Below are 17,556 nucleotides of genomic sequence, written 5' to 3'. Positions count from 1 at the left end.
TACGCGGGCCTTTTTTATTGGTAATTTAGAAATTTTCAAACATCGCTAATGCCTCAGCATATTCGGCACTATTTTCATCAAGCTCAACCACACTAATACCGGTATCAATACCGAGTTTTTCAAAAGCCAATACGCGGTGTCTGGTCTGTGGGTCTAAGGCTTTATCGGTATTAAAATAGCTTTGCAGGTTGGCGACTTGCACAACATCACATAAATCCGGACCTTCTGGGCCACTGTTTCGATTGAGGTTGGCATGTTCTGCGGCAACGGTAATCAGATTAGGCGAAAATTCCCAGCTTTTCAGGATGGCGGCGCCTATGCGTGGGTAAAGGTTTTCGATGAGCATATCGAGCCGCGATTCATCATCAAGCAATTCGGGGTCTTTTTCGGCCCTGGTCAGGATGGGGAGCACACCAATCGCATGAATAAGTCCAGCAAGCATGGCCTCATCCGTTTTAATATTGCTTTGTTTGCTGGCAATGACCTGGCTGATTGCGGAGACTTCAATACTGTGCTGCCACAAGTCTCGAGCACGCTTTTCCAGTTTTTTAGAAGTGGGTCGGAATACTTGCTCGACAACCAGACCGGTCACCAGGTTGCGAACCATTTTTAAGCCTAAGCGGGTAATGGCTGTTTGTACCGAGTCGACATGAATTCTGCCTCGATAGAGGGGGCTATTAGCGACTTTAAGCAGCCGTGCAGATAACGCCGCATCTGTCATAATAATGTCGGCGAGCTGGGCTGAAGTGGCATCGGGGTCACTGACAACATCACGAACTTTGATTGCGACGTCGGGCAAGGTGGGTAAAACCAACTTACCTTTGTCCAAATCTGTCAGTATGGTGTTGTATAATTGGTTTTGCTGACTCATCGGCATCCTTAATTTAAATGAATTTGATGTGTCCGTGATTTTCAGTTATTTTGCTTTGTTTGCCAACCGCTTTAGCTTATCGCAGGTATCAAGTTGAACGACGAATTTCCCAGAATCAAACGTCTGCCGCCCTATGTTTTCAATATTGTAAATGATTTGAAAGCCAAGGCTCGAGCGCGGGGGGAAGATATTATCGACTTTGGTATGGGTAATCCGGATAAGCCGGCACCCAAGCATATTGTCGATAAATTAGTTGAGGCGGCACAACGACCAGATACGCATCGATATTCCGTTTCGCGCGGTATTCCTCGGCTCCGCAAAGCAATTTGTGACTGGTATCAGCGTAAGTTTGATGTCGAACTCGATCCCGATGCAGAGACGATCGTCACCATCGGCTCTAAAGAAGGTCTGGCTCACCTTGCCTTGGCAACGGTTGGTCCTGGGGATGCCGTGTTGGTGCCAAATCCTGCTTACCCGATTCACCCCTACGGTTTTGTTATTGCCGGCGCGGATATCCGACATGTGCCGTTGACGCCTGAAGTAGATTTTTTCGCGGAGTTGGAAAAGTCGGTTAAAGATTCATGGCCAAAACCGAAAATGCTGGTTTTAAACTTTCCGGGCAACCCAACAACACAATGCGTTGATCTGGCTTTTTTTGAACAGATCGTCGCATTTGCCAAAGAGCACCAGATTTGGGTGATTCACGATCTGGCATATGGTGAGATTTGTTTTGATGGCTACAAGGCACCGTCAATTTTACAGGTACCCGGTGCCAAAGATGTCGCTGTCGAGTTTTACACCCTATCCAAAACTTATAATATGCCCGGCTGGCGAATTGGATTTATGTCCGGCAATCCAACCTTGGTCGCTGCGTTGGCACGGATGAAGTCTTATTTGGACTATGGCATGTTTACGCCAATTCAGGTTGCAGCGATTGCTGCACTGGATGGTCCGCAAGAGTGTGTCGCAGAAATTTCCGAAACCTACCGCCAGCGTCGTGATGTGCTGTGTGATGGGCTCAACGCCATCGGCTGGACAGTCGAAAAACCTAAGGCAACCATGTTTGTCTGGGCGAAAATTCCAGCACAGTATCGTGAAATGGGTTCATTGGAATTTAGTAAAAAATTGCTGAAAGACGCGAAAGTCGCGGTATCGCCAGGGGTCGGTTTTGGTGAGTATGGTGATGAATATGTCCGGTTTGGCCTGATTGAAAATCAACACCGTACCCGTCAGGCTATTCGAGGCATTCGTGACATGATTAAGAAAGACCAGGGGGCTGTGTGCAATCAGTAAAAATCGGTATTCTCGGACTTGGCACGGTTGGTAGTGGTACCGTCAGTGTTTTAAAACGTAATGCCAGAGAAATCAGTCGGCGCGCCGGCCGTGATATAGAAATTTTCACCGCCGCGGATCGTGATACAGATAAAAATTTTGATTGTGACCTGACTGGGGTCGCCCTCACGGATGATGCGTTTTCGGTTGTAAATAATCCCGAAGTACAAATTGTTGTTGAGTTGATTGGCGGTACTGGTGTCGCGCGAGATCTGGTGATGCAGGCGATTGATAACGGCAAGCATGTTGTTACGGCAAATAAAGCGCTGATCGCTATGCATGGTAATGAGTTATTTGCCAACGCCCAGGAAAAAGGCGTCACCATTGCCTTTGAAGCTGCTGTGGCTGGAGGTATTCCTATTATCAAAGCCATGCGGGAAGGTTTGGCTGGGAACCGCATTGAATGGCTGGCCGGCATTATCAACGGAACCGGTAATTACATCCTCACCGAAATGCGTGATAAAGGCAGAAATTTTTCGGATGTTCTGGTTGAAGCACAGGCATTAGGGTATGCCGAGGCTGATCCGACTTTTGATGTGGAAGGCATTGATGCGGCGCATAAGCTGACCATCATGGCTTCTATCGCGTTTGGCATTCCGCTACAGTTTTATAAGTGCTACACCGAGGGTATCAGTAAAATTGCGCAAGAAGATGTGCAGTATGCTGCTGAGTTGGGCTATCGAATCAAACATCTTGGTATTGCCAAGCGGACTGCAAGTGGCGTAGAGCTGCGTGTGCATCCAACGCTGATTCCGCATCGTCGCCTTATTGCAAATGTGAATGGTGTGATGAACGCCGTGGTGGTCAAGGGGGATGCGGTTGGACCAACGCTTTATTATGGTGCTGGCGCAGGTTCTGAGCCGACGGCATCTGCTGTCGTTGCGGATATTGTTGATATCGTTCGTGCCTTGACCTCAGATCCCGAAAATCGTGTTCCCCATCTTGCTTTCCAGCCAGATGCCATCAAAGACACGCCGATTTTACCTATGTCAGAAGTGACAACATCTTACTACCTGCGCATTCAAACTGAGGACAAACCCGGTGTTTTAGCAAACATTACCCGGATTTTCAGTGAGCAGGGTATTAATATTGAAGCCATCCTGCAAAAGCAACCTGAAGATGATGAGGGACTGGTGCCTATCATTATGTTGACCCAGCCAGTTGCTGAACAAAACATGGACGAAGCTATCGCCCAGATTGAGGCGTTGGATACCGTCAAAACGACCATTATGCGTATCCGCATGGAAACGCTGGGCTGATATCGGCCTATTTTAAGAATTTAAGAGGAAAATATATGCAATTCCGACCCCGTTACACTGGTCTGATTGAACATTATCGTGATCGTCTGCCGGTCAATGACGATACGCGCTTGATTAGTCTTGGTGAAGGCAATACACCACTCATTAAGCTCAACAACATTCCCAAAAAAATCGGCAAACATGTCGATATGTATATTAAGTACGAAGGGCTCAATCCAACCGGATCATTTAAAGATCGTGGTATGACCATGGCGGTTACCAAAGCGGTTGAAGAAGGCAGTAAAGCCATTATTTGTGCATCGACGGGTAATACTTCAGCGGCGGCCGCAGCCTATGCATCACGTGCTGGTATCACTGCGTTTGTCCTGATTCCTGATGGTAAAATCGCGCAGGGCAAGCTTGCTCAGGCGATGATGCATGGCGCCACGGTGATCCAGATCAAGGGGAACTTTGATCAGGGTATGCAATTGGTTAAAGATGTCGCTCAGCATGCACCGGTGACTATCGTTAATTCGATTAACCCGTATCGACTACAAGGTCAGAAAACAGCCGCGTTTGAAATTGTTGAAGAATTATCTTGTGCGCCAGATTATCACTGTCTGCCGGTCGGTAATGCTGGCAATATTACCGCGCATTGGATGGGCTACAGCGAATATTATGAAGATGGTATTGTCGCCACGCGGCCAAAAATGCTGGGCTTTCAAGCCAGTGGCAGTGCCCCATTTATGCGTGGCCACATGGTAGATGATCCCGAAACAGTCGCGACCGCCATTCGAATTGGCCATCCGCAAAGCTGGGACAAGGCCTGGAAAGTGAAAGAAGAATCAGGCGGTTGGTTTGATGAGTGCACCGATGAAGAAATTCTTGCGGCTCAAAAGTTACTAGCAGAAATGGAAGGCATTTTCTGTGAACCGGCTTCGGCGGCTTCTGTTGCTGGCGCATTACGGGATATCAAGAATGGCAAGATTCCAGAAAACAGTAAAGTGGTTTGTACGCTGACTGGTCATGGTCTGAAAGATCCCGATACGGCTATTAAGCAGAGCACTTCTGCTGTGGTAACAGTGAATGCGGATCTGGATTCGGTCCGTGATGCGATATTGAATAATATGGGTACCTAAATGACGGCGGCACTGGCGCCAACAGAAACGGAAAGAAGTATCGCGCGCACGCCACACGATATCTTTCTGACCAATCTCATTGCCAACCATATCTTGTTGTTTACGGCGATAGCTGCAACAGGAAAAAGCTATTTTGAATTTATTGTATTGGTGCCAGTGCTGTCTTTTTGTTTTCTTGGCTATACGTTCTGGCGCGCCAGTCGTGTCAAGCGCAGTGATAGTGAGTTTGTTTACATTCACTGGCAGATTGCCCGGCGTTGGAGCAAGTTATTCGCATCCGTTTTACTGATTCTGGTCAGTATCACTGTTCTGGGATTTCTCGGCTACACTTATTTAGGCATGATGAAAGAAGCGGTATTTGCCTTTATCGGTGGTTTAGGTTTTTTGCCAACTTTGCTGACAACACTGGCGTTAATCGTTATTGAATCAGATTCTCTGCATCATGCGCGGGTAGGGACTTTACCTAACTGGGCAAAACGTCGGTTTTTGGGTATTGAGACGGTCACTGAACCCTGATTATTGTTGTCGTGGTACCACGGCGTGGATGACTTGGCTGTGTTCGAAAAACACATCAAAATCAGGGTAGTGCCAACGTGTAATCGGCGGTTCACCAATCGCATTTAAACGCTGACTCGGTGCACCAAAGCGTTGTTCAACTTGCTGCATGGTCATGCCCTGCGTTGGTCTTAATACCCCAGCTGCACTATTCGGTGTGGTGTAGGTTGGCGTTGCAATTGACAATACATCGGCCTGTGCTGAAACAGAAACCAAAAGCATGACCGTTGCTGAGACAAAAAAGCCGCATTTTGGCATGGCACCAACTCCCGATGAATGAAGAAAGCTAAGCATACTATTCCGGTAGAAATAGCTCAATGAGTGTATTCAGGTAGCGACGACCTTTCTCAGTTGGGCAAATCCGGTGAATATCGTAATGCAAGAGATTCTCTGTCTCGGCGATTTGGAGTGCTTTATCGAGATGCTTCAATGGGATACCAGTCCGCTGTTGAAATAAACGCGTCTCAAACCCCTCCGTTAATCGGAGTGCATTCAACATAAACTCAAAGCCAATATCCCGCACGTTTAATAACTCTGACTTAAACAGTCCAGCCTGATTCATGGTTTTATCCATATAGGCTTGGGGTTGTTTGTGTTTGAGTCGCCGCGTAATCGTCTGTTGGGCAGCATCAGAAATTTTGCCATGTGCGCCAGCCCCGATACCAATATAGTCACCAAACTGCCAATAGTTCAGGTTGTGGCGGCATGCTTTGCCGGATTGGGCATAAGCAGACACTTCGTACTGTTGGTAACCCGCTTGTGCAAGACGTTGTTGACTGGCCTCCTGCCAATCAATGATGGGATCATCTTCGGGTAAATCAGGCGGCTGTTGATAAAAGAGCGTATTCGGCTCGATGGTCAGTTGATAATACGAAATATGCGTTGGCGCTAAATCAATGGCCGTTTTAACATCTTGTTCCGCTGTCACTGCTGTTTGACCGGGCAGACCAAACATCAAATCCAAATTGAGATTTTCAAAGCCCACCAGTCGAGCAATCTCTACGGCACGCTTCGCTTCTTCACCATCATGAATTCTGCCTAACCGCATAAGCGCGTTATTATCAAAACTTTGTATGCCAATGGAGAGGCGATTGATACCTAACTGCCGATAGTCATGGAAGCGGGCGGCTTCAAATGTGCCGGGGTTAGCTTCCAGCGTGATTTCTGCATCTGCACGCAATGGCAATAAAGAACGAATACCAGAAAATAGCTGATCATAAGCTTCAGCAGAAAACAGGCTTGGCGTGCCGCCACCGATAAAAATGCTGTTAACCGTTCTTCCCCAAATAAGCGGCAGTTCTTGTTCGAGATCTGCTAGCAGAGCCTGAACATAGGCTTTTTCAGGAAGCGTGTCACGTGCATGATGAGAATTAAAGTCGCAATAAGGGCATTTGCGGACACACCAAGGCACATGAATGTATAAGCTCAGCGGCGGCAGTGTAGTGAAATGAAACATACCCAGAGCGAGGTGCGTGATCAGGGCAAATGTCTGGCGTATTGAAACGCTTCTAGAAACTGCCTTAACGCTTTACCACGATGACTGATCGCTTGTTTTTGTTCAGGGCTCAGTTCTGCCGCGCTGCTATCTGTTTCTGTAACCCGAAAGATTGGATCGTAACCGAAGCCACCATCCCCAACCGGTTCGGTCAGAATTTGCCCTTGCCAGCTGCCCTGACAAATCAAGGGAGTGGGATCAGCGGCATGACGCATAAAGACTAAAATGCATTGAAACCTTGCCGTTCGCTCAGTTTCTGGGACCTCGCGTAATGCTGCCAACACTTTGTTGATATTTTCAGCATCTGACGCTGATTCTCCAGCATATCGTGAAGAGTAAATGCCCGGCGCGCCATGCAAAGCATCAATTTCAAGGCCAGAGTCATCAGCCAGTGCCGGTAAACCGGTTATCTGAGCGGCATGGCGTGCTTTGATGATGGCATTTTCGACAAAGCTGAGTCCGGTTTCGTCAGCATCGTCAACGCCTAACTCTGATTGCGCTAATAATTCGAAGCCAAGTGGTGAGAGAAGCTGAGACAATTCTCTCAGCTTTCCTTTATTACTACTGGCTAGCACGATTTGAGTCACGCGGAGAGTGCCTCACGTTGCTTTGTCATTAAGGTCTGAATGCCTTTATCTGCGAGTTCCAGCATCGCTTGTAGCTCCTCTCGACGAAAAGCATGGCCCTCAGCCGTGCCTTGTAGTTCGATGAAAGCACCGGCATCATTCATCACCACATTCATATCGGTCTCCGCACTGGAGTCTTCCGGGTAATCTAAATCGAGCACTGGCGTTCCCTCATAGATACCAACAGAAACAGAAGCAACCTGACCGTGCAAGGGGCTTTTTTTAAGTTTGCGGTTTTTGATGAGGTAATCAATGGCATCCTGCAGCGCGACAAAGGCGCCTGTGATTGACGCGGTTCGAGTCCCGCCATCAGCCTGAATAACATCGCAATCAATGGTAATAGTGCGCTCGCCAAGTGCTTTCAGGTCAATGGCAGCCCGCAAGGAACGGCCAATTAACCGTTGGATTTCCATGGTGCGTCCACCTTGTTTGCCGCGAGTTGCTTCACGTTGCATGCGTGAGCCGGTAGAACGTGGCAACATACCGTACTCTGCTGTTACCCAGCCTTCACCCGTGCCGCGTAAAAAAGGCGGTATTTTTTCTTCAATACTGGCCGTACACAATACTTTGGTATCGCCAAAAGCAATGAGCACCGATCCTTCAGCATGTTTGGTGTAATGTCTGCTGATGGTGATGTCGCGTAACTGGTCCGGTAAACGACCGCTGGGACGCATAAATTCAATCCTCTTAAAAAAACAGCCCATTATACTGACAATCTTTTTCATGATGGGTTTTGCCCATCATATTCGGTACCATACCTATCTTAAAAATAAACAAGGATTTTGGTTGTGACACTAAGTATGACGGCGTTTGCTCGCCATGAAATGGTTTTAGATAGTGGTGTGCTCAGTTGGGAGATAAGAAGTGTAAATCACCGTTATCTCGAATTGAGTCTGCGCATGGATGAGTCGTTTCGACCGCTGGAAATAGCAGTCAGAAAAGTGATGTCTGCCGAAATCAGTCGTGGCAAAGTAGAAGCAATTTTACGTTTTCAACCTGCCCATCAGGGAGAACAAGCGCTGGAGATCGATGAAAAACTGGCCAGCGCCGTAGTCAATGCCAGTCGCCAACTAGCTGCCATGACAGCCGCATCGACCCCGATTGATCCGTTAAAACTATTACAATGGCCGGGGATTCTCAAACAACCAGATGTCGATATGGCAATCCTGCATGAACAAGCTTTGCAGTGCCTGAAACAGACACTGACCGATTTTATTGATACCAGACGGCGAGAAGGGGCGTCACTGGCAGTGTTATTACAGCAGCGTTGTCAGGATATTGGCAATATTGCCAGGGATGTCCGGCAACTGTTGCCCGAAATTTTGACCAGACATCATGAAAAACTGCTGCAACGCCTGCAGGATTTACAAGTCGAGCTGGATAGTGAGCGGTTAGCACAAGAAGTGGCGCTATTGGCTCAGAAAAGCGATGTTGCAGAGGAGCTGGACAGGCTTGAGAGTCATATCAGCGAAGTGCAGAATATTTTGTCTCGGCAGGGCCCTGTTGGCAGACGATTGGACTTTTTAATGCAAGAACTTAATCGCGAAGCCAATACCTTAGGATCAAAATCGATCGATACTGCCACAACGCGCTATGCGGTTGATTTAAAAGTGCTAATTGAACAAATGCGCGAACAGATCCAAAATATCGAATAATGCCGTAAATGGCCAAAAAGGGCAGCATGATGTCAAACTCATTATTAGCACTGACTAAATCACGTTTTGACGATGCCAATCAATTCAAGGACTGCATCCGCGTAACCGACTGATGCGCGATTTTCTGAAGCGTGCCAAATCGACGTTACGTAAAAGAGTGTCGCTTAGCATATGACTGTGTCCAGAGAGACCTTTCGTTTCATGCCGGCAGAAGCTGACTTCTCAGATCAATACTATCCACGGGACATGAAAGCCTAATAGGAGTTCGTATCGTGACTGACATAGTGTCAGCCGGTTTTGCCGCGATATCGCGAACTGAAATCGGCGTATTGCATGGTGTTTTGGCATATATTTATTGTCAAACCAGAAGCATTACTTAACCGTTTAGATCAATAGCGTTTAGGTAATATCTGGATCCTTGAAGGCGATGGCCTGGACGATAGCGCTGAGTCCTGTGTGATAAATACCTTCGTTAACATCACGTTGTTTCTCAATCAAGTGAGTAAATGATAAGCCAGACAGTTCTTGTTTAAGTGACAATATGGTTTGCATCTGATCGGGATCTTTACCGCCACCGGTATTATTTTCCACCTGTTGCGGGGTATAGGCTTCTATTATGATACTGCCTCCGGGCTTCAAGGCGTTGACTACCTGTTTGTGCATACGGCGTCTTATCGGGGATGGCAGTGCACAAAAAATCGAGACAATGCCGTCCCACTGATTCAAGCCCAGATCAAACTCCGCCAAATCCGCGTGTATCAGTATCAATGGCACGCCGCGGGATGCCGCAAGGGAACGGGCTTTGTCTAATCCCACGGCGGATAAATCAACGGCAGTGACAGCAAAGCCTTGTTCAGCCAAAAACACGGCATTACGACCTTCACCTTCTGCTAAACACAACACATTTCCCTTTGGCAGTTCGCTGAACTTCTCTTTTAAAAAATCATTCGGCTCTGTGCCATAGGCATAATTTTTGCCGCTGTATCGTTCATCCCACATTCTGAACTCCTTTCTCGTATTGATTTAAACTCTGCGTAAAGTGCATGCTATTACTTCAAGTTAACTTGAAGTCAAGGATAAACATTGGATATAGGCGAGGTAGTAAAACGAACGCGTATTCCCGCATCGACATTACGTTTCTATGAGGAAAAAGGCTTGATTCACGCCATCGGCCGTCAAGGCTTGCGACGCGTGTTTGATGATGGCGTTATTCAACGACTTGCTTTAATTACCTTAGGAAAAAAAGCCGGACTCACTCTTGCAGAAATCAGTCAGATGTTGCTTCCTGAAGGCGTCACAATAAACCGGGAAATTTTATTGAATAAAGCCAATGAGCTGGATAAACAAATCAATGAAATGGCAGCTATGCGAGATGGTTTGCGCCATGCTGCCATGTGCCCAGCGGCAGAACATTTGTCCTGCGAGACATTCCAGCGCTTATTGCATATTGCCCATCGTCGATGGCGTAATGTGAAGGCTGTCGGTAAAACTTCCAAACAAGTCGATCACTGACGTCGAAACACCGGCAAATGCGCGGCTTCAAGCCGAATACCCAGCTTTTCGCCAATATTGTGTTGATGGTGGCTTTGTACCAGACAATATATCAGTTGTCCTGAGGCCAGTTTCAGTGTGTAGAGATAGACCGCACCGCGAAATGCCCGATTAATAATTTGCGCTTTTAGCGGGCTGTCATCGTCGTGAATAACATCATCGGGTCGAAGTAATAAATCCACCGTGTTTTGCTGGATATGATCTGCCGCTATCTGGCCGGTAACGATGCCTAACTCGGTACGAATTTGATCCGGCCCGATAATTTCTCCGGGTATTAAGGCACCCTGACCAATAAAGTCAGCAACGAACAAATCGGCGGGTTGATGATACAGTTCGTAACCCGTACCCCATTGGTGTAGCTCTCCATTTCCCAACACGCCAATCTGGTCGGCCATGGCAAAAGCTTCGTTTTGGTCGTGGGTAACCAGGATAGCGGTGATACCATCCTGTTGCAGTAAGTGGCGAACTTCGCGGGCTAATTGCTCGCGTAAATCGGAGTCCATGCTCGAAAAAGGCTCGTCCAAAAGTAAAATATCGGGACGTGGTGCCATCGCCCGAGCCAACGCGACACGTTGTTGTTGGCCACCTGACAATTGATGCGGATATTGTTTGCGTGCTTCTGACAGCCCAATCAGGTTCAATAGGGTTTCAACGCGTTCCGTACGTGCCTGACGAGTCAGCTTGTGTAAGCCAAAGCCGATATTGTCGGCAACCGTCAGGTGTGGAAATAAGGCGAAATCCTGAAATACCATGCCAATTCTGCGTTGTTCAGGTGGCAAATGTTGATTTGGCTGGCTGACTTGTTTGCCATCTAGGTTAATCGTGCCAGTCTGAATGGGTTCAAATCCGGCAATTGCCCGCAGCAAAGAAGTTTTACCGCAACCTGACGGGCCAAGTAGACAGCCAATCTCCCCGACGTTAAGCGAAAAAGAAATGCGGTTTGCCACGACGTGATCGCCATAGGCAATACTGACATCTTTCAAGGTAAGTTGGTTAGGCATCAGTCTCCCTTAAATTGGCATCAACGTGGTTGGCAATACGCCGGCTTCGGGTGATGGTTCGGCTCAGTAAAATGACCGGAATAATACCCGCGACGACAATTGCCAATGCGGCGGGTGCGGCCTCGGCAAGTCGTTCATCAGAAGCGAGTTCATAAGCTCTGACAGCGAGCGTATTAAAATTAAAAGGCCGTAAAATCAGTGTGGCAGGCAGTTCTTTCAACACATCGACAAATACAAGCAGTAATGCCGTTAGCAGACTCCCTTGCAATAATGGCACATGAATTTTTTTAAGTGCCTGCATTGGCTGATAACCCAATGATCTTCCTACCTCATCCATGGCGGGCGTAATCTTTCCCAGCCCGCTTTCCACCGTTTGTAGGGCGACAGCCAGAAAACGACATAAATAGGCAAAAGTCACGGCGACCAAGGTGCCGCTCAATAACAAACCGCTGGAAATCGACCAGTTGTCGCGTAACCAGCTATCCAGCGTATTATCGAGCCAAGCGAAGGGAATCATGACACCAACGGCGATGACCGCACCGGGAACAGCATAGCCCATGCCTGCCAAACGCACAGCAAATCGGACACTTCGGCTTGGATAAAGCCGTTGTCCATAGGCCATGGCCAATGCAATGAGCAAGGCCAGCATGGCAGCAATCGCCGCTAATTGCAGGCTATTTAGTAACATATCTAGGAATTGTGCATTGAGTATGCTGCCAGCAACTTGCCATGTCCAGCTAGCTAATTGCGTTGCCGGTAGCAAAAAGCCGAACAGCAGGATTAGCAGACACAGCCCAAATGCCCCCATGGCACGGTTTCCCTGCAAAATATAGCGGCGCAGATCTTGATGTCGTCGGCTGGTATGATGGTATCGCGCTTGGCGTCTGGAAAGGCGTTCTAAAATAATCAAGGCAAACACAAACACCATCAACCCTGCTGCCAATTGTGCTGCCGCGGCGGCACTGCCAAGTCCAAACCAGGTTCGAAAGATGCCGGTTGTAAAGGTGCTGACACCAAAATATTGAACCGTTCCAAAATCGGCCAAGGTTTCCATTAATACCAAAGACAAACCAGCAATAATCGCCGGTCTGGCTAGTGGCAGTGCGACTTTATAAAAAGTCCGCCATGGGCCATTACCTAGCGTACGGCTGACATCCAGTACGCAAATGGATTGATTTAAAAAAGCCGCCCGACTGAGCAAATAGACATACGGATAGAGTACCAATGTGAGCATAACAATGGCACCGCCTAATGAACGAATCTGGGGAAACCAATAATCACCATAACCCCAGCCGGTCAGATCTCTGATAGCCGTCTGTACAGGGCCGGAAAAGTCCAGCATACCGGTATAGGTGTAGGCAATAATATAAGCAGGCATGGCCATTGGCAGCAACAACGCCCATTCGAACACGCTGCGACCAGGGAATTGGCACATGGTCGTTAGCCAGGCAGTGCTAACACCGAGTAGTAATGTGCCAATGCTAACCCCCAGCATAAGTAACAGCGAGTGCTGGATATAATCATCAAGTACCGTACTGGCTAAATGTGCCCACACCTCGCCGCTAGGCACAAAAACAAAGGTCAGTACGACAATAACAGGTAATGCAAGCAGCAACGCCGTCAGGATGACGGCGTTGCGATATAAGGATGAAGATTGGTTTTTAGACATCAGCACGCAGGCATTACGGCAAAGTTGCCAACTTTACGTGCTACAGTCATTATTGCCAACCAGCGCGGTCCATGAGCTTAACAGCATCGGCATTATTTTCACCTAAAACCGACATGTTCAAATCATCTGCTTTGAAATTTCCCCATTGTTGCAGCAATTCGCTACTTTCAATATCAGCGACAACAGGGTATTCACCATTTACCTCAGCATACCAGTGTTGGGCTTCGTCAGAGGTTAAAAACTCAAGCAGTTTGATGGCATTGTCACGGTTTTGCGCTGCTTTGGTAATCGCTGCACCAGAAACATTCACATGGGTGCCGCGATCCGCCTGATTTGGCCAGAAAACGCGAATTTTACTGGCGGCTTCCTGTTCGCTGACATCCGTGCTGTTCATCATGCCGGCGAGGTAGTAGGTATTGGCGACAGCCAGTTTACATTGACCAGCGGCGGCGGCTTTGATTTGATCTCGATCCCCGCCTTGCGGTGGTCTCGCCATATTATTGACTAAACCCTTAGCCCAACTCTCAGTAGCCTCAGGACCATTCGCTTCAATCAAAGAGGCAACCAAGGATTGATTGTAAATATTACTTGATGAGCGAATACAAATTTGTTTTTGCCATTTTGGGTCAGCCAGATCTTCGTATGTTGACAGCTCGGCAGGATCAACTTCACCTTCGACATACATGATTGGCCGGGCGCGTAATGATAAGCCAAACCACTGATTATCTGGATCGCGATACGCTTCAGGAATACGCTCAGCCAAGATGTCGGAAGAGACTGGTTGGACAACGCCAGCTTCCTTGGCACGATGTAAGCGGCCAGCATCGGTGGTGATCAGCATATCTGCCGGTGAATTACGGCCCTCCGTTTTTAACCGGCTGATGAGTTGGTCAGCGTTACCTGTAACAAGGTTGACATTAATGCCGGTTTGCTCAGTAAATCGGTCTAATATCGGCTTAATCAGGCTTTCTATTCGTGCTGAATATAAATTGACCTCTTCTGCAGCGGAGGCCGCTACCGGGAAAGCCAGACTCAATGATAAACCGAGGCAGGCAAGTAAACGTGTCGGACGCATAATTTCTCCTTTCAATAAGTGAATAGTTATAAAATGATAATGAGATTTATTTTCAATAAAAAGGGGCGTTAACAAAATTTTACGAGATAGCAAAGGAATGGTGATGGTAGCCATTGTCTTGTTTACCGGATCCTGTTGAGACTGGCGCAAAAAAGCAGAAACCAGTATTGTTTGCGTCATTAAACAAGCTATTCATCGCCCAAATCCAAGGTTTTAACATGTCCGGAAATCTGTTTATTGTTGCTGCACCGTCCGGTGCCGGAAAAACCAGTCTGGTCAATGCCCTGGTTAGCACGCAGCCACAAGTTCGGCTGTCGGTGTCGCATACAACGCGTCCAGCACGCGCAGGTGAAATTGATGGACAAGATTATCATTTTGTCGATATGGCTACCTTCGGGCAGATGCGAGATGCCGGTGAATTTATGGAGTCAGCCAACGTGTTTGACAATTTCTACGGCACGTCCGCATCGGCGGTGCAGGCGCAGTTACTTCAAGGATTCGACGTCATCCTTGAAATTGACTGGCAAGGAGCACAGCAAGTTCGTAATAATTTTGCTGACAGTCATAGCGTCTTTATTTTACCGCCATCAAAAGCCACGCTGGAACAACGTTTACGACATCGCGGTCAAGATGATGAAGCAACCATTAGTCGCCGCATGCGTGACGCAGAGCGGGAAATTTCGCATTATGTGGAATTTGATTACTTAATTGTTAATGATGATTTTGATACCGCATTGCACAGCTTAACGGCGATCGTTGTCGCAGCCCGGCATCAACAACGTCATCAAGTGAACCAATATCAGTCGCTGTTAGCGGAATTACTGGCGTGAAATGCCGATTTTTCGTACCATAAACGGTTTACTACAATCAGGATTAATTCAATGGCGCGTACGACGGTAGAAGATTGTCTGGAACATGTTGATAACCGTTTTCACCTGGTATTAGTTGCTGCCAAACGGGCAAGACAGATTGCCTTAGGTGATGACCCGCTGGTATCACTGGATAATGATAAACCCACGGTGCTTGCGTTACGTGAGATCGCCGCAGGCTTAGTGAATCCCAATATTTTGGAACAGACGCATGCTCGTGAACACGCAGCGGTCAGTCAAGTTACCGAAGAAGAGTTGCTGAAAGAAGTCTGATTCCAGTGAGTGCAAAGCCAACTGTCGCGACCGAACTGGATTTTATTCAGGAGTCTGAACCCCGACTCACTATCGACGACTTGTGCTTTGCTACCGCAAATTATCTGGAACCCGCGCAGGTAGAGGCCATTCGGCGAGCATATCATTACGCCGATAACTGTCACGAAGGCCAAACACGGCGAAGTGGTGAGCGATACATCACGCACCCGCTGGCGGTCGCGCACGTCTTGGCCATGATGCATATGGATTACGAATGTATCATGGCTGGTCTATTGCATGATGTTATCGAGGATACACCTGCGGCGAGGGCAGATGTTGCGATCGAATTTGGTGATACGGTTGCCGAATTAGTTGAAGGCGTCACCAAATTGGCCAAAGCGGCCTTTGAAAACAGCAATCAATCCCCGGTTGAAAAACAAGCTGAAAATCTGCGCAAGATGTTATTGGCAATGTCCAGAGACATTCGCGTTATTATCGTTAAACTTGCCGACCGATTGCATAACATGCGGACGCTGGGTCATTTGCGGCCGGACAAGCGGCGGCGTATTGCAAATGAGACTTTGGAAATTTATGCGCCGATTGCTCAGCGGCTCGGGATGAATCTGATGCGTTGTGAGCTGGAAGATCTGGGCTTTCACGTCCTGCATCCGATTCGGTATCGGGTACTAACCGATGCGGTACGCAAAGCCCGAGGGAATCGCAAAGAAATTGTCACACAGATTACCAGTTCTATTCTCAACCGAATGGAGCAGGAAGGCCTGACCGCCGATATTCAGGGTCGAGAAAAAAACCTTTACAGCATTTACAAAAAAATGTGGAGCAAGCAGCTATCTTTTTCCGAGGTGATGGATGTTTATGCTTTTCGGATTATTGTTGATGATGTCGATGCCTGTTACCGGATGCTCGGGGTTGTTCATAATCTCTACAAGCCGGTCCAAGGCAAGTTTAAAGATTACATTGCTATTCCTAAGGCCAATGGCTATCAATCGTTACATACGGTTTTGTTTGGCCCTTATGGGGTGCCGATTGAAGTGCAAATTCGCTCCCGGGACATGGATCATCTGGCAGAAGCAGGAGTGGCTGCTCACTGGCTTTATAAAAGCGGTGAGAGTGGTGGCAATACGCTGGCTGATAGAAAAGCGAGACAATGGCTACAAGGCATTTTGGAAATGCAAAAAAGCTCTGGCGACTCGGAGGAGTTTCTGGAAAATCTGCGCATGGATTTGTTTCCGGATGAGATTTATGTGTCTACGCCGAAAGGGGAAATTCTCACGCTGCCACGCGGTGCTTCCGCCGTCGATTTTGCTTATGCGGTGCATAGCGATGTCGGCAATAGTTGTGTTGCCGCGCGGGTCGGCCGTAACGTGGTTCCGCTGAGCTCCCAGTTGGAAACCGGGCAGTCAGTTGAAATTATTACCTCGCCAACGGCCCATCCGAACCCGGCCTGGCTTAATTTTGTGGTGACCCCTAAAGCGCGGACAAATATTCGCCAATACCTGAAAAATCTGCAGGAAGAAGAAGCCATCACCCTTGGTCAGCGTTTGTTGAACAAACATTTGGTGGCGTTTTCAACGGCAATGGAAAATATTTCCACCAAGCGCATCAATGCCGTTGTGAAGGAATTTGAAGCACCTAATTTTGATGTGGTACTACGTGATATCGGACTGGGCAACCATGCCGCTTTACTGGTTGCACAAAAACTGGTTCATAGTGAAACCCCGGATAAAGAACCGCATGCGTTACTGATAGCCGGCACGGAGGGGATGGTCGTTAGCTTTGGTCGTTGCTGTCACCCGATTCCAGGGGACCCGATTCATGGTTATGTCAGTACCGGGCGCGGCATTATTATTCATCAGCTCAGTTGTAAAAATATCTCTCACCTGCGTGTTCAAAATGAGAAATGGCTGGATGTTGCCTGGGCGTCGGATATTAGCCGGGTTTTTCCGGTGGAATTAATGGTCCATGTCAAAAATCAGCGCGGCGTACTGGCGACGGTTGCGGCGGTCGTTTCTGAAGCAGACTCAAATATTGATAATGTCGTCGTTGATGAGCGTGATGGTGGCTATTCAGATTTGCGCCTGACTATCGAAGTTTATAGCCGGCAACATTTGGCGCGTGTTATTCGTCGGTTACGATTACTGGAAATGGTTGAGCGGATCAGCCGGATTAATAGCTAAATCTTTTTGTTCAATTTGTCACGAAAAGTG

At 47.9% G+C, this 17,556-nt stretch carries 18 protein-coding genes; 9 read left to right on the top strand and 9 right to left on the bottom strand.

What is annotated here, in order from left to right; genetic code table 11:
- Positions 1-25: 25 nt before the first annotated feature.
- A complete protein-coding gene (locus Q7C_RS06415) occupies positions 26-871 on the bottom strand; it encodes an HDOD domain-containing protein (RefSeq protein WP_014703913.1) in 846 nt (281 codons plus the stop codon).
- A 93-nt stretch (positions 872-964) separates the two neighbouring features.
- Here Q7C_RS06415 and alaC point away from each other — a divergent pair, with 93 nt between their 5' ends.
- From alaC to Q7C_RS06395, 4 genes are read left to right on the top strand one after another with little or no spacing between them, the layout of a single operon-like run.
- Positions 965-2,164 carry an alanine transaminase gene (gene alaC, locus Q7C_RS06410; protein WP_014703912.1) on the top strand — a complete coding sequence of 400 codons (1,200 nt, stop codon included), beginning with the start codon at positions 965-967 and terminating at the stop codon, positions 2,162-2,164.
- Positions 2,152-3,462, top strand: coding sequence for a homoserine dehydrogenase (locus Q7C_RS06405; protein WP_014703911.1), 1,311 nt, complete (start codon positions 2,152-2,154; stop codon positions 3,460-3,462). Before alaC ends, Q7C_RS06405 begins: the two co-directional genes overlap by 13 nt.
- Before the next feature lie 35 nt (positions 3,463-3,497).
- A complete protein-coding gene (thrC, locus tag Q7C_RS06400) occupies positions 3,498-4,580 on the top strand; it encodes a threonine synthase (protein WP_014703910.1) in 1,083 nt (360 codons plus the stop codon).
- Positions 4,581-5,096 carry a hypothetical protein gene (locus tag Q7C_RS06395; protein WP_014703909.1) on the top strand — a complete coding sequence of 172 codons (516 nt, stop codon included), beginning with the start codon at positions 4,581-4,583 and terminating at the stop codon, positions 5,094-5,096.
- Here Q7C_RS06395 and Q7C_RS06390 read toward each other — a convergent pair whose 3' ends face one another.
- From Q7C_RS06390 to rph, 4 genes are read right to left on the bottom strand one after another with little or no spacing between them, the layout of a single operon-like run.
- Positions 5,097-5,393, bottom strand: a complete 297-nt coding sequence (locus tag Q7C_RS06390; protein ID WP_014703908.1) for a hypothetical protein — start codon at positions 5,391-5,393, stop codon at positions 5,097-5,099.
- Positions 5,394-5,430: 37 nt separating this feature from the next.
- Positions 5,431-6,591, bottom strand: a complete 1,161-nt coding sequence (gene hemW / locus Q7C_RS06385) for a radical SAM family heme chaperone HemW (protein WP_014703907.1) — start codon at positions 6,589-6,591, stop codon at positions 5,431-5,433.
- Between the two features lie 20 nt (positions 6,592-6,611).
- Positions 6,612-7,217, bottom strand: a complete 606-nt coding sequence (gene rdgB / locus Q7C_RS06380; protein WP_041366610.1) for an RdgB/HAM1 family non-canonical purine NTP pyrophosphatase — start codon at positions 7,215-7,217, stop codon at positions 6,612-6,614.
- A complete protein-coding gene (gene rph, locus Q7C_RS06375) occupies positions 7,214-7,930 on the bottom strand; it encodes a ribonuclease PH (RefSeq protein WP_014703905.1) in 717 nt (238 codons plus the stop codon). The genes rdgB and rph overlap by 4 nt, the downstream gene beginning before the upstream one ends.
- A gap of 114 nt (positions 7,931-8,044) precedes the next feature.
- Between rph and Q7C_RS06370 the strand changes: the two genes are divergently transcribed.
- Positions 8,045-8,911: a YicC/YloC family endoribonuclease gene (locus Q7C_RS06370; protein WP_151194726.1), complete on the top strand. Its 867-nt coding sequence runs from the start codon at positions 8,045-8,047 to the stop codon at positions 8,909-8,911.
- A 399-nt stretch (positions 8,912-9,310) separates the two neighbouring features.
- On the opposite strand, the gene Q7C_RS06365 is transcribed toward Q7C_RS06370, so the two are convergent.
- Positions 9,311-9,910, bottom strand: a complete 600-nt coding sequence (locus tag Q7C_RS06365) for an SAM-dependent methyltransferase (protein ID WP_014703903.1) — start codon at positions 9,908-9,910, stop codon at positions 9,311-9,313.
- 84 nt (positions 9,911-9,994) lie between these two features.
- Between Q7C_RS06365 and Q7C_RS06360 the strand changes: the two genes are divergently transcribed.
- Positions 9,995-10,423, top strand: a complete 429-nt coding sequence (locus Q7C_RS06360; protein ID WP_014703902.1) for a helix-turn-helix domain-containing protein — start codon at positions 9,995-9,997, stop codon at positions 10,421-10,423.
- On the opposite strand, the gene Q7C_RS06355 is transcribed toward Q7C_RS06360, so the two are convergent.
- From Q7C_RS06355 to Q7C_RS06345, 3 genes are read right to left on the bottom strand one after another with little or no spacing between them, the layout of a single operon-like run.
- Positions 10,417-11,463, bottom strand: coding sequence for an ABC transporter ATP-binding protein (locus tag Q7C_RS06355; RefSeq protein WP_014703901.1), 1,047 nt, complete (start codon positions 11,461-11,463; stop codon positions 10,417-10,419). The genes Q7C_RS06360 and Q7C_RS06355 overlap by 7 nt on opposite strands.
- Positions 11,456-13,132: an ABC transporter permease gene (locus tag Q7C_RS06350; protein WP_014703900.1), complete on the bottom strand. Its 1,677-nt coding sequence runs from the start codon at positions 13,130-13,132 to the stop codon at positions 11,456-11,458. Before Q7C_RS06350 ends, Q7C_RS06355 begins: the two co-directional genes overlap by 8 nt.
- A 49-nt stretch (positions 13,133-13,181) precedes the next feature.
- Positions 13,182-14,207, bottom strand: coding sequence for a Fe(3+) ABC transporter substrate-binding protein (locus Q7C_RS06345; RefSeq protein WP_014703899.1), 1,026 nt, complete (start codon positions 14,205-14,207; stop codon positions 13,182-13,184).
- A gap of 218 nt (positions 14,208-14,425) precedes the next feature.
- Here Q7C_RS06345 and gmk point away from each other — a divergent pair, with 218 nt between their 5' ends.
- The 3 genes from gmk to Q7C_RS06330 are packed head-to-tail and all read left to right on the top strand — an operon-like array spanning position 14,426 to position 17,526.
- A complete protein-coding gene (gene gmk / locus Q7C_RS06340) occupies positions 14,426-15,037 on the top strand; it encodes a guanylate kinase (protein ID WP_014703897.1) in 612 nt (203 codons plus the stop codon).
- A 51-nt stretch (positions 15,038-15,088) separates the two neighbouring features.
- The gene (gene rpoZ / locus Q7C_RS06335; protein ID WP_014703896.1) at positions 15,089-15,349 is read left to right on the top strand and encodes a DNA-directed RNA polymerase subunit omega; all 261 of its coding nucleotides are present in this window, start codon (positions 15,089-15,091) and stop codon (positions 15,347-15,349) included.
- 5 nt (positions 15,350-15,354) lie between these two features.
- The gene (locus Q7C_RS06330) at positions 15,355-17,526 is read left to right on the top strand and encodes a RelA/SpoT family protein (protein ID WP_014703895.1); all 2,172 of its coding nucleotides are present in this window, start codon (positions 15,355-15,357) and stop codon (positions 17,524-17,526) included.
- Positions 17,527-17,556 lie beyond the last annotated feature (30 nt).

The organism is Methylophaga frappieri, assembly GCF_000260965.1.
GTDB lineage: Bacteria > Pseudomonadota > Gammaproteobacteria > Nitrosococcales > Methylophagaceae > Methylophaga > Methylophaga frappieri.
The sequence above is the reverse complement of the archived record's forward strand: the minus strand, read 5'-3'. Positions and strand labels throughout refer to the sequence as shown.

Bases quoted from the DNA above. Each gene is read 5' to 3' on its own strand.
- hemW (WP_014703907.1), bottom strand. From the start codon at position 6,591: ATGTTTCATTTCACTACACTGCCGCCGCTGAGCTTATACATTCATGTG.
- thrC (WP_014703910.1), top strand. From the start codon at position 3,498: ATGCAATTCCGACCCCGTTACACTGGTCTGATTGAACATTATCGTGAT.
- Q7C_RS06350 (WP_014703900.1), bottom strand. From the start codon at position 13,132: ATGTCTAAAAACCAATCTTCATCCTTATATCGCAACGCCGTCATCCTG.
- Q7C_RS06355 (WP_014703901.1), bottom strand. From the start codon at position 11,463: ATGCCTAACCAACTTACCTTGAAAGATGTCAGTATTGCCTATGGCGAT.
- Q7C_RS06345 (WP_014703899.1), bottom strand. From the start codon at position 14,207: ATGCGTCCGACACGTTTACTTGCCTGCCTCGGTTTATCATTGAGTCTG.
- rpoZ (WP_014703896.1), top strand. From the start codon at position 15,089: ATGGCGCGTACGACGGTAGAAGATTGTCTGGAACATGTTGATAACCGT.
- gmk (WP_014703897.1), top strand. From the start codon at position 14,426: ATGTCCGGAAATCTGTTTATTGTTGCTGCACCGTCCGGTGCCGGAAAA.
- Q7C_RS06365 (WP_014703903.1), bottom strand. From the start codon at position 9,910: ATGTGGGATGAACGATACAGCGGCAAAAATTATGCCTATGGCACAGAG.
- rph (WP_014703905.1), bottom strand. From the start codon at position 7,930: ATGCGTCCCAGCGGTCGTTTACCGGACCAGTTACGCGACATCACCATC.
- Q7C_RS06390 (WP_014703908.1), bottom strand. From the start codon at position 5,393: ATGCCAAAATGCGGCTTTTTTGTCTCAGCAACGGTCATGCTTTTGGTT.
- Q7C_RS06395 (WP_014703909.1), top strand. From the start codon at position 4,581: ATGACGGCGGCACTGGCGCCAACAGAAACGGAAAGAAGTATCGCGCGC.
- Q7C_RS06415 (WP_014703913.1), bottom strand. From the start codon at position 871: ATGAGTCAGCAAAACCAATTATACAACACCATACTGACAGATTTGGAC.